This window comes from Streptomyces turgidiscabies Car8, assembly GCF_000331005.1.
Classification (GTDB): Bacteria; Actinomycetota; Actinomycetes; order Streptomycetales; family Streptomycetaceae; genus Streptomyces; species Streptomyces turgidiscabies.
Genome location: NZ_AEJB01000496.1, coordinates 1 through 11,060, shown reverse-complemented (window position 1 = coordinate 11,060; position 11,060 = coordinate 1). Strand labels below are relative to the sequence as shown.

Annotated in this window: 12 protein-coding genes and 1 pseudogene; 3 read left to right on the top strand and 10 right to left on the bottom strand. The window is 71.0% G+C overall.

The features are described 5' to 3' along the window. Positions 1 to 359: 359 nt before the first annotated feature. The 6 genes from STRTUCAR8_RS35770 to STRTUCAR8_RS35745 all read right to left on the bottom strand — a co-directional run bounded on the left by STRTUCAR8_RS35770 (position 360) and on the right by STRTUCAR8_RS35745 (position 4,250). Positions 360 to 1,019, bottom strand: a complete 660-nt coding sequence (locus STRTUCAR8_RS35770) for an aspartate/glutamate racemase family protein (protein WP_044473477.1) — start codon at positions 1,017 to 1,019, stop codon at positions 360 to 362. A gap of 43 nt (positions 1,020 to 1,062) precedes the next feature. Then, the gene (locus tag STRTUCAR8_RS35765; RefSeq protein WP_006381156.1) at positions 1,063 to 1,407 is read right to left on the bottom strand and encodes a GNAT family N-acetyltransferase; all 345 of its coding nucleotides are present in this window, start codon (positions 1,405 to 1,407) and stop codon (positions 1,063 to 1,065) included. Positions 1,408 to 1,468: 61 nt separating this feature from the next. Further along, the gene (panD, locus tag STRTUCAR8_RS35760; RefSeq protein WP_006381152.1) at positions 1,469 to 1,888 is read right to left on the bottom strand and encodes an aspartate 1-decarboxylase; all 420 of its coding nucleotides are present in this window, start codon (positions 1,886 to 1,888) and stop codon (positions 1,469 to 1,471) included. Between the two features lie 371 nt (positions 1,889 to 2,259). Further along, positions 2,260 to 2,742 carry a GNAT family N-acetyltransferase gene (locus STRTUCAR8_RS35755; RefSeq protein ID WP_044473476.1) on the bottom strand — a complete coding sequence of 161 codons (483 nt, stop codon included), beginning with the start codon at positions 2,740 to 2,742 and terminating at the stop codon, positions 2,260 to 2,262. 170 nt (positions 2,743 to 2,912) lie between these two features. Continuing rightward, the gene (locus STRTUCAR8_RS35750) at positions 2,913 to 3,260 is read right to left on the bottom strand and encodes a hypothetical protein (RefSeq protein ID WP_006381153.1); all 348 of its coding nucleotides are present in this window, start codon (positions 3,258 to 3,260) and stop codon (positions 2,913 to 2,915) included. A 129-nt stretch (positions 3,261 to 3,389) separates the two neighbouring features. Then, the gene (locus tag STRTUCAR8_RS35745) at positions 3,390 to 4,250 is read right to left on the bottom strand and encodes a helix-turn-helix transcriptional regulator (protein WP_006381149.1); all 861 of its coding nucleotides are present in this window, start codon (positions 4,248 to 4,250) and stop codon (positions 3,390 to 3,392) included. Between the two features lie 169 nt (positions 4,251 to 4,419). Between STRTUCAR8_RS35745 and STRTUCAR8_RS35740 the strand changes: the two genes are divergently transcribed. Both STRTUCAR8_RS35740 and STRTUCAR8_RS35735 read left to right on the top strand, forming a co-directional pair. Next, positions 4,420 to 5,214, top strand: a complete 795-nt coding sequence (locus STRTUCAR8_RS35740) for an SDR family oxidoreductase (RefSeq protein WP_006381157.1) — start codon at positions 4,420 to 4,422, stop codon at positions 5,212 to 5,214. A 92-nt stretch (positions 5,215 to 5,306) separates the two neighbouring features. Then, on the top strand, positions 5,307 to 5,522 hold the full coding sequence (locus STRTUCAR8_RS35735) for a tautomerase family protein (RefSeq protein WP_006381151.1): 216 nt from the start codon (positions 5,307 to 5,309) through the stop codon (positions 5,520 to 5,522). Positions 5,523 to 5,590: 68 nt separating this feature from the next. On the opposite strand, the gene STRTUCAR8_RS35730 is transcribed toward STRTUCAR8_RS35735, so the two are convergent. The 3 genes from STRTUCAR8_RS35730 to STRTUCAR8_RS35720 form a co-directional block, all read right to left on the bottom strand. Further along, entirely contained in the window at positions 5,591 to 6,193 is a 603-nt protein-coding gene (locus STRTUCAR8_RS35730) for a hypothetical protein (protein WP_006381141.1), read from the bottom strand. 68 nt (positions 6,194 to 6,261) lie between these two features. Further along, a complete protein-coding gene (locus STRTUCAR8_RS35725; protein WP_044473475.1) occupies positions 6,262 to 6,666 on the bottom strand; it encodes a hypothetical protein in 405 nt (134 codons plus the stop codon). Further along, positions 6,663 to 7,799 (bottom strand): molybdopterin-dependent oxidoreductase, encoded by a 1,137-nt coding sequence (locus STRTUCAR8_RS35720; protein ID WP_100247745.1) that lies wholly within the window; start codon positions 7,797 to 7,799, stop codon positions 6,663 to 6,665. The genes STRTUCAR8_RS35725 and STRTUCAR8_RS35720 overlap by 4 nt, the downstream gene beginning before the upstream one ends. Positions 7,800 to 8,136: 337 nt before the next feature. Between STRTUCAR8_RS35720 and STRTUCAR8_RS35715 the strand changes: the two genes are divergently transcribed. Beyond that, the gene (locus STRTUCAR8_RS35715; RefSeq protein WP_006381137.1) at positions 8,137 to 9,690 is read left to right on the top strand and encodes a DUF1996 domain-containing protein; all 1,554 of its coding nucleotides are present in this window, start codon (positions 8,137 to 8,139) and stop codon (positions 9,688 to 9,690) included. A 100-nt stretch (positions 9,691 to 9,790) separates the two neighbouring features. Here the strand turns inward: STRTUCAR8_RS35715 and STRTUCAR8_RS35710 are convergent. After that, positions 9,791 to 11,036: pseudogene (locus tag STRTUCAR8_RS35710) on the bottom strand (MalY/PatB family protein). Positions 11,037 to 11,060 lie beyond the last annotated feature (24 nt).

The following is an 11,060-nucleotide window of genomic DNA, read 5'->3' as shown; positions in this document are numbered from 1 at the left end:
CCACCTGGCGTTTTCGTCCTGGCTCTGGGTCAGTACAGGGGTGGGCCCGGTTCGGGGTCGGGGACCGGCTCGGGGCCCGGGGGTTGTGGGATCGGCGACGGGGCCGGGTCCGGCGGTACGGGGGTCGGCCCCGGGGGCTGGGGTTCCGGGTCGGGGCCCGGCGGGGGACCCGGAGTCGGGTCCGGGTAGGGGCCGGGGGTGGGGCCCGGCGGTACGGGGTGGGGATACGGGTCCGGTTGCGTCACTGTGTCCTCCAGCCAGTGGGTTCGTCGGCTCTGGACTTCTCCCCCGCGTACCCGGCGCACGCGCCCCCACTCACTCCGTCGCGCCACGCGCCCGCGACCAGGTGGATCACACGGTCAGCGTCGGCCGGCTTCAGCAGCCCGTGCCGCCGCCGCACCCGCCGCCAGACCCGGCCGGGGGCTGGACAGCACCGGCACCGTGGTGGTCGTCAGCGGCTGCGCCGGGGTCATGGAGGCCTGGGCGAGGATGATCGCGTCGGCGCTGTCGCCGGGGATCGAGTCCACCACGTCGGCCACCGAACGGCCGTAGCCCTCCGTGTCGCCCGCCTGGAAGAGGGCCCAGGCGCCGTCCACGAACAGTGTCCGTACGTCGGCGGGGAGCCCGGCACGCCGCGCTTCCTCCTCGACGAGGGCCACCGTGGGCCCGAACGTGCTCTCCGAGGTCGCGACGACGACCACCCTCGGGCCGACGGCCACCGCCGCGGCGGCCATCGGACGGTCGACCCGCAGCACCGGCACCCCGACCTCCTCGGCGGCCACCTCCGCGACACCACCTATGGACGAGCAGGTGCAGAGCACGGCGTCGGCGCCCTCGGCGACGGCCCGGTCCAGGACGGCCCGGACGTCACCGGCCACGGCCTCGGGCCCCTCGGCCCGCGCCCTGGTCAGCAGGTCCTCGTGGACGAAGTGCACGAGTTCCAGGCCCGGGTGGTCCTCGTCGCGCAGGGCGTCGAACACCGGGACGTGCAGGGGCGAGGTGTGCAGCAGCGCTAGCACGGTGCGCAGGGTCACGCTTTCTCGTTCTCGTCGTCCTCGGACGTCAGAAGCGGCCGGGGTTCGCGGCGAGCCACTCCTTGGCGGCGCGGAGCAGGTCGGGGTCCGCCACGGGGGCCTCGTCGGGGTGACGCTCGGCCCACTTCACGACGTACGGGCAGAGCGGGGCCACGACGATGCCCTCGCGGGCGGCCATGAGGTAGAGCTCGCGGGCCAGTGAACCCGCGATGCCCTTTCCCTCGTGCGCCGGCTCGACGATCGTGTGGACGGGGACCAGGGCGCGTCCGCGCGCGGCGAGCACGAAGTACTCGATGCGGCCCACGACTTCACCCGCCGCCACGGCCTCAAGTCGGCCTGCGGGCCGGTCGTCGCGGATCTCGATGTCACTCATGGGCACTCCTCGTCGGATCGTCACATCGCCACATCGTCCGATACGCCGGCTCGCCGTACGGTCAGACCGTGACCGCCTGCGGACTGCGCTCCTGGTCCGAGCCCGGCACCGGTTCGGCCGGGTCGGCACCCAGCGCCACGACACGGTTGCCCTGGTCCACATGGACCACCTTCGGCCGCAGCGCCCGCGCCTCGGCGTCGGTCACCTGAGCGTAACTGATGATGATCACCAGATCTCCGGGATGGACGAGGTGGGCCGCCGCCCCGTTGATCCCGACGACACCGGACCCCCGCTCGCCTTCGATGACGTACGTCTCCAGCCGGGCGCCGTTGGTGATGTCGACGATGTGCACGAGCTCACCGGGCAAGAGGTCGGCGGCGTCGAGGAGATCGGCGTCGATGGTCACGGAGCCGACGTAGTGCAGGTCGGCCTGGGTGACGGTGGCGCGATGGATCTTGGACTTGAACATGGTCCGCAGCATTTTGGACTCCTGTAAGACGGCTCCCTGCCTGCTTCCTGCAGGTCAAGGGCGTTCCGCACCTTACACCGACGCGTCGGAGTCGATGATTGTGAGAATCATCGCTTCAGTCTGACCACAAGGTTACTGTCGGCTATCTCGCCGATTCCGCTCGGACTGAGTGTGACGTGTTCTTCCTCCAGGACGGCGCGGACGGCCTCGGTGACCGGTTCCAGCTGGGTCAGGTCACGCACCGCGGCCAGGACATGGGTGGAGTCGGTGCGCTGTGTGGTGCGCTCGCGCTCCAGCCCGGCCTCCTTGAGACAACGGCTCCTGCAAGCCGGTCACCATGCAGGGGAACCGGTGCCCCAGCCGACCGGCACACGGCGCCATCCCTAACGAATGCGGAACTCGAATTCGGGACGGTCCCACGGCACGGCGGGCGGGTTCGCGAACGCGGTCCCGGTCCGCACCGCACCGACGCGGTGGTAGAAGTCCTCGGCGGGAACATGCGACACGACCCTGACACGGTCGATCCCCGCAGCACGAGCCTCGGACTGCATGTGCGCGACGAGCCGCCGTCCGATACCCCGTCCTTGCACGTCGTCGGCGACGAACAGCAGGTCGAGCTCCGGTGGAGCGAGGACGAGCGAGTAGAACCCGAGGACCCGGCCTCCGTGCTCGTCAGAGCCGACGGCCACAAAGGCACGGTGGGCCTCAAGGTAATCGGGACCGACCCGGTAGCCCGCGACTGCGGCCGCGTACTTGCCCTCGTAGGCGCCCGAGCCACGCACGAGCCGCGTGAGCCGTTTGGCATCCCCCGCGACGGCCCTCCGTATCGTGATCGGCTGGCTGATCGAGGAAGTGCGTGAACTCATCGGGAGAGTATTTCCCACCGGGCGGTGCCTTCCTGCGGCGGGTCGGCTGCTCCGGCAGGCGCTCCCGCACCGGCCCCGGGAAAGGCGAGGGCGTCGGCCTCGGCAGGCCGGGTGACCGGCGTCCTTCGCAGGCCGACGGGTCACCGGCGGCCACGACCGATCCCGCGCCCTCAGCCGCGCGGCGAGGCTGAGGGCACCTCGTACCGTACGAGCGACCTCGCGAAGGGCTCGCCGCTGCGTCGGGCGTACGCCATCCGCTCGCGTACCTCCCTGAGGGTGCGGGGGCGGTAACCGGGCCCGCCGCAGCAGCTTTTGTGGAAGCGGACGCCTGCGTGCAGCAGCACGGACAGCGTCCGCCAGGCCGCGGTGTCCCGGCGACGGGGTGCGGCGAAGGCGGAGCCCACGTGGATCAGCGACTGCGCGCAGCGGGGACAGATCCGCTGCCTGTCGGGGCCATAGGGCTGCTTGTACGAGGCCCGGCAGGGCAGGCAGACGTACGAGGTCTTCGCGTGGGCCATGTCAGCAGAGTAGGCGCGGTCCGGGCGGAACTCGACGGAGTTTCCGGAGGCCTCGCCTCCTCTGCCTCACCCCGGACGGCCTCCGCCCCGGTCGACGGGATGCCACGCCATCGCCGGACGGGCCCCTCCCTACCGGAGGCTGCTCTCGTCGCTCGACATGTCCTGGGTGCCGATGACGGAGAGCAGTTCCAGCTGGGCGGCGCCTTCCGTGCCGGGTGGGGCGCTGAACCACAGGAGGCGCTGGCGTCCGTCCTCGCTGAAGAGGGTGTGGCAGTCGAGTTCGACGACGCCCAGGGTGGGGTGGACGATGCGTTTGTGGTCGGTCCGCCGCAGGGCCACGTCGTGGGTGTCCCACAGGGCGGCGAACTCCTCGCTGCGGCGCCGCAGTTCGGCCACCATCCCGGCGACCTCCGTGTCGCGGCCACGCCGGGCGGCGACGGCCTGGAGGTCGGCGACGAAGGCCCGGGAGTGCTGTGGGTGATCCTCCGCGGGATAGATCGTGCGGGAGGCGGGGTCGATGAACCACCGGTGTACGAAGCTCGCCGCCGCACCGCGCCTTGCGGGAGCACGGCCGACCAGTGCGGCGGCGAGCTCGTTCTGTACGAGGGTCTCGTGCAGGTCGGTGATGATCTGCGCGGGCGTCGTGGTGAGCCGGTCCAGCAGGCCGAGGAGGGCCGGCTGGGCGTGGGCGTTCGGGCTGTGGGCCGCCGAGGGGACGGGCCGGTCGGCGAGGTGGAACAGGTGGTCGCGTTCGTCGCCGCCGAGCCGCAGCGCCCGTGCCAGCGCGGCCAGCACCTGCGCCGAGGGCTGGACGTCGCCCCCGCGTTCGAGCTCGGTGTAGTAGTCCGCCGACAGCCCGGCCAGCTGGGCGACCTCCTCGCGTCGCAGGCCGGGGACCCGGCGGCGCGGTCCGGTGGGCAGTCCGACGTCGGAGGGCCGTACACGGTCGCGCCGGGTCCTCAGGAACGCGGCGAGCTCAGGAAGGTTCACCTTCCCATCATCACGCGCGGGCCTTGGCGCAGCCAGGGGATGCCGACCCCAGGGTGGGCGGAGCCCTGGCTGATCGTCCCGCCCCGGACGACTGTGGTGTGCAGGGCGGGCCGAGCCGACGGTTTCGGGCCCGCCACCCCTGCACCCACTCATCGCACCGGAGTTACCCATGCCGAACCCGAATCCCGTGGCCAGTGACGCCACCACCGCATCCGGCCTCGTTCCCGACCCCGACCGTCCGCGCGTCGCCGTCGTCACCGGCGGCTCCCGAGGAATCGGGCGCCGAACCGTGACCCGGCTGGCCGCCGACGGATTCGCGGTGGTGGTCGGCTACGCGGGCAACCAGGACCTCGCCGAGGCCGCCGTCGAAGAGGTCACCGCTGCGGGCGGCCAGGCCGTCGCCGTACGCGCCGACGTCGCCGACGAGGAGGCGGTGGCCGCGCTGTTCGACACGGCCGCGTCGGAGTACGGCGGTGTCGACGTCGTCGTCCACGCGGCCGGCCGAGCCCATACGGCGCTCATCGCCGACCTGGATCTGACGGAACTGGACGCGCTGCACCGCACCAACATCCGCGGCACCTTCGTCGTCGCCCAGCAGGCGGCCCGCACGGTGCGCCGGGGCGGGGCGATCGTCACGTTCTCCACGTCCGTGGTGGGCCTGGCGTTTCCCGGTTACGGCGCCTACAGCGCGAGCAAGGGCGCGGTGGAGGCGGTGACGCTCATCCTGGCCCGCGAGCTGCGCGGCCGGGACGTGACCGTCAACGCCGTCGCGCCCGGCCCCACCGCCACCGGCCTGTTCCTCGACGGCAAGGACGAGGAGGCGGTGGCGCGGCTGGCCGCACAGCCACCACTGGAACGGCTCGGTACCCCGGCCGACATCGCCGAGACCGTCGCGTTCCTGGTGTCACCGGCCGGTCACTGGATCAACGGCCAGGTCGTCCGCGCCAACGGCGGCATCGTCTGACCGGCTGACCGGCCGGCAGCACCTCCGCGACGCCCCGCGCGGAATCCCGTACAGAACCCCCTTACAGAACCCCGTACTGAGAGAGAACCGTCATGCCGTTCGCGAATTTCAAGGTCCCCGCAGGCACCCTCACCGAGAAGCAGAAGGAGCAGATCATCACCCGCGCCACCGAGCTCTACGTCGACATCTACGGCGAACGCGCCCGCGCCACTACCCTCGTCCTGGTCGAGGAGGTCCCCGACGGCGGCTGGGGCATCGGCGGCAACGTACTGACCCTCGCCAAGCTCCAGCAGGCCCCGGAGCACTGACCGCGGCGGCGGACGACGGCGGACGGCCCCGTGCGCGTGGAATTCGTCGGCGTCACCGCGCCACCGCGTCACCGCGTCTGCGCGTCCTCGGCGGGCCGGGCCGCCGCCACCGTCAGGAGGGTGAACGCCACGGCGAAGCCCAGCATGGTGAACACCCCCTTGGGCCAGAAGATGTGGCTGTCGACGAACGACCAGCAGGCCGCGAACAGGACGGCGGCGCCCGGCAGCACGCGCACTCCGTGCCGCCTCCAGAGCACCGCACAGGTGGCGAGCGAGGCGACGGCGAGCCCGTACACGCCGGCCCGGCCCAGTTGGTCTCCGACGACGAACAGATGCCCGGCCACGCCGTGGACGCCGTGGTCCACGACGGTGCCGGCGGAGATGCCGGCGACAGCGTCCAGTCCGGAGTAGTACGCGGCGAACCAGAGGCAGCCAACCCAGGAGAGAACCGTCAGGGCCCCCTCCGCGTCACGCCGCGGCCTGCCCCACAGGGGGACGACCAGTCCGAGGACGAGGAGCGGGAAGACGGGCAGCAGAACAATGTGCAGCCCGGCCCAGTGGCCGGCCGTCGCCGACGTCAGATGCCGGGGATGTATGAGGCCGGCGGCGGCCAGCAGGAGCGGAGCGGCGGTGACGAGAGCGGTCACGCGCACGGTACGGAGGGATCGCATCCGGTCACGCTAGGCGGCCGTCCGCCGCTCGAACGGCCCCGCTCACCACACGTAAGACCTCCGTAAGCTCAAGCGACGGGCCTACGACGGCTGTCCCTGACTTTCCGCACCGTCAGCCACACCGCCGTCACGGACGCCACGACCACCAGCGCGACCAGCCAGTTGCGCGGATAGTCCAGCGGCAGCACCGACGGGTTGGCCGTTCTCCCCGGCCGGAGCAGCACCGGCAGCGCCACCGCCGTCAGCGCACCCGCGACCAGCAGCGCACCGCGGACCGGCCCGCGCACACCGCCCCGTACCAGCGCCAGCCCGATCAGCAGCACCACCGGCGCGATCACCATGTCGTGCAGCACGACGGCCCCGCCCAGCCACACCAGCACACCCGGCAGGTCGCGGACGTCCGTCAGCAGGGACACGCCGACTCCCATGAGTGCCAGGCCCGCAGCCCCGGCCACCACTCGCAGCGTCCTCACGCCAGTACCTCCAGTCGGCCGACCCACTTGGTCTGCAGCACACCCGGCCGGTTGGGGGCGATGAGCCGCGCCGGATAGCCGTGGTCGGGGTCGAGTTCGTCACCGTTCAGGCGCAGGGCGAGCAGGGTGAGCGGGTCACGAGCGTGTGCGTGGCCCATCTCCGACACCCGGTAGCCGCCGCGCAACTGCAACGACGTCACCCGCACGCGCGCGTGCTCAGGCGCTCCCGCCCGCTCCAGCAGGTCCACCACCCGTACGCCGGTCCAGTGCGCCGACTTGCTCCAGCCCTCGACACAGGCGATCGGCAACTCCACCTCGTGCTGCGGCAGAGCTCGCAGTTCGGCCAGGGTGAGGGTGTAGGGGCGCGGGCCCGCCACGACGAGGCGGTACTCCTCGTCGGAGAGCCGGCCGACCCCGGCCGCCGCGGCCGTTCGGTTGACCGGCAGGCCCTGTGGCCCCTTGTCCGGGTCACGGGGCGCGAACAGGACGAAGTCCTTCAACGGGGTGAACGCCTGCCCCACCGTGGTGAGGGTGACGGCCCCGACGGCCGTGCCCACCGCGGCCAGCAGCGAACGCCGGTCCGGGCCGTCCTGCGCGGGAAGGGCGAGGGTTCCGGGCGACCGGCGGCTCCAATGCGCCGTGATCTCCGGGGCCTTGACCGCGATGTGCAGGACCAGTGCCCCGACGACCAGCCATGCCACGGCGTAGTGCACGGGCACGAACGAGAACGGCCACGGATACCACTGGGCCGCGTTCAGCAGCCCTGTCGCCAGCTCGAAGACGGCGCCTGCCACGAGCACGGCGACCGACAGCCGCTCCAGGGCGTGCCGGACGGAACGCAACGGCGGCCAGGCGAACAACCGCGGGTACACCGTCCACAGCTTCGCCAGCAGCAGGGGTACCGCCGCGATTCCCGAGGCGACATGCAGTCCCTGGGTGAGCCGATAGCCCCACGAGGGGCGACTCGGCAGGCTGTCGGCCAGCCATCCGGGGGGATGTTGCATGAGGTGACTGACCAGGCCGGTGAGGAAGCACAGGACGAATGCCGGCCCCAGCCACCGGCCGATCACGGTCGCCGTGCGGGCGTCGTGCAGCCTGCCCCTGAACTCCGGTGGAGAGACACTCAGTTTCATGTCGTCCATCCCACTCGGCGCACGGCCGTTTCGGAACGATTGAACCCTTACGGAACAAGGACATCCGGCGGCGACCAGCCTCTTCAGGGGGCCAGGCGCATGAGCGGATCCGCGGAGCGCCCAGTCCTCACGCAAGTCCTTACGGAGCCATGACATGACCCGGAGGACCCGCCCTCACGCCGGTCCCACCCGTAACCATGGTCACAGCCGAACACCTCACGCCTGACAGCGAGTTGCCTGCCACGGCGTGTCCGGGCTCCGCACGGGCCGATCCGAACTCACCCGTACTCAGCCGAACTCACTTGATTCGAAACCCCCAACCCCTCAGAGGAATCCCATGCGACGCAATATGCGCAAGCGATCGAAGACGACACATCGAGCCGTGGCCGCCGCGGCAGGTCTGGCTCTGGGGGCGGGAGGGCTGATAGCGGTCAACGTGTACGCGTCCGCCCACGAGAGTGGCAACGGCAACTCGACGTATCGCGCGTCCCAGGGGCAGACGAACCAGGTCCTGGCGGCCGGAGCCACCACGATCAGCTGTCCGGACGTCCGTATGAAACTGACCGGGGTCCCCGACCGGTCCCGAGGACAGGTCGACAGGGAACTCGCGCTTCTCGACCAGCAGGTGGCCGAGGCGTACCAACGACTGCGGAACTCGGCCCAGGCCATCCAGCAGGACAGCAAGTTCGCCGACAACGCGATCATGGGTCCCCTCAAGGACAAGCGGGCCGCGACCATCGACCGGATCGCGATCGCCATCGGCAGGTCGGGCGCCAGGCCGCAGGGCCTCGAATCCCTCGCCGCCTGTTCACTGCGCGCCTCCGGAAACCAGCAGGGCACCGGCCAGGGGCAAGGACAGGGACAGGGCCAGGGCGGCAACCAAGGACAGGGCCAGGGCCAAGGTCAGGGCAACGGCGCCGGTCAGAACGGAAACGGCGGTACCGGCAACACCGGCGGCAACGGTGGAAATGCCGGCAACGGCCCGACGGCCGCCGACTTCGTGGACATCACCTCGGTCCGGCCGAATGTACGGAGCCCCCGCCCGTCGCGCGGCGCTTCCAAGGGCACCTTCACCACTCGGTGCGGCGTCAACGCGAACAAGCTGTACAACTCCGACAACATCATCGTCGCCCCCGGTGTGACCAACGGCGCGCACCACACGCACGACTACGTCGGCAACCAGGACAACGACGCGTTCACCACCAACGAGGAGTTCGCCGCAGCCGCGACGACCTGCGGCAACCAGGGCGACAAGTCGACCTACTACTGGCCCGTGCTCCGACTGCAGGACGGCACCCGGGAGTTCGACGCCAAGCAGCTCGGCGGCGGCGCCGAGGGCAACACCGGCCGGATCCTTACGGCGTCGCGGGTCACCCTGAACTTTGTCGGCAGTCCGCGCGGCAAGGTCGTGGCGATGCCGAAGTTCCTGCGGATCATCACCGGCGACGCCAAGGCGTTCACCAACGGGACCGCGAACGCCAACGCGGCCTGGAGCTGCACGGGCTTCGAGAACCGGCAGCTGACGGACAAGTACCCGATCTGCCCCCAGGGCAGCAGCATGGTCCGTACGTCCTCGTTCCAGAGCTGCTGGGACGGCCAGAACATCGACAGCGCCAACCACCGCACGCACGTCGCGTTCGCCGACCGGAGGACCGGTGCCTGCCCGACCGGCTTCAAGGCCATCCCGCAGCTGGTCCAGCGCCTCGTCTACGACGTGAAGGCCCCCAGCCTCAACGACAACGGGAAGACAAGCCCGTTCTACGCGGTGGACGGCTTCCCGGAGCAGATGCACAAGCCGATCACGGACCACGGCGACTTCATCAACGTCTTCGACGAGCGCCTGATGAACCAGCTGGTCCAGTGCGTCAACACCGGCCGCAAGTGCCGATGACCTCGCACCCCGAGAAGTCGGAGCAGCCGGGTCGGCAGGGTCGGCAGGGTTGACTCGAGTGGTCGAAGTTGCCGGAAGTCGGAAGTCGTAGAGCTGACCTTCACCGTGGGGCGTCCGGCCGGCGCGTATGGAGCGCGGCGGTGCGCCCCATACGGGTGACCGCCTCGGTGAGGACGGACCGGGAGGTGGCGAAGTTCAGGCGGACGTGCCCGGCGCCTCCCGTTCCGAAGATGTGGCCGGAGGAGAGAGCCACCTTGGCGTGGTCCAGGAACATTCGTGCGGGCCCGGCCAGGTCGGTGACCACCGCGAGGTCCGGGGTGCCCTCTTGCGGGGCGCCCTCCTCCGGGGTGAGGGCCAGGGACCGGCAGTCGAGCCACGCCAGATAGGTTCCCTCCGGTCTGGTGAAGCCGACCCCGGGCAGGTGTTCGGCGACGAGCCGGCCCAGCAGGTCGCGGTTGGCGTCGAGCCCGGCCACCAGCGCGTCGAGCCACGCGTCGCCGTGCCGGAAGGCCGCCGTATGGGCGATGACGCCCAGGAAACTGGCGCCGTGGTGCACCTCCTCGGGCATCCGGCGCAGGTCGGCGGCCGCCTCAGGCCCTGCCACGGCGAGCGCCGCCTTGATACCGGCGAGGTTCCAGCCCTTGGTCGCCGACATCAGCGAGAAGGCGTCCTCGGCGCCGGGCACGCTCAGGTAGGGCGTGAACTCCGCGCCCGGCAGCACGAGCGGGGCGTGGATCTCGTCGGCGACGACACGGACCCCGTGACGGCGGGCCAGCGCCGCCACGGCAGCGAGCTCCTCGTAGGTGTGCACCGTGCCGGTCGGGTTGTGCGGGTTGCTGAGGAGATAGGCGATCCTTGCCCCCTTGCCCCCTTGTTTCCGGGCGTGCCGGAACACGTCCTCCAGTGTTTCGAGGTCGATGCGGCGGTCCTGACCCAGCGGCGCTTCGACGATCCGGCGGTCGTCGTGGGTGACGAAGGCGTAGAAGGGCGCGTACACCGGGGAGTTGACGACGACCGGGTCACCGGGCTCGGTGATCAGCCGCAGTACCTGGACCGCGCCCATCATCACGTCCGGGATCAGGGCGACCCGGTCGACGTCCACGCCGTGCCACTTCCAGCGACGCGCGGCGAAATCGGCCAGCGACTCGGCGAACTCGGTTCCGGCGGGATTCCCCGGTGTCACCGGTCTCGACAGCCTCGTGCAGCGCGTCCGCGACCGCCGGCGCGAGCGGGACGTCCATCTCCGCCACCCACAGCGGCAGGACGTCGGCCGGATACGTCCGCCACTTCATGCTCCGGCGTCGACGGAGCTGTCCGAGCGAGAGCTCCTCAAGAGGGTTCACCAGCTCTCCGCCCCGGGCACCAGCAGA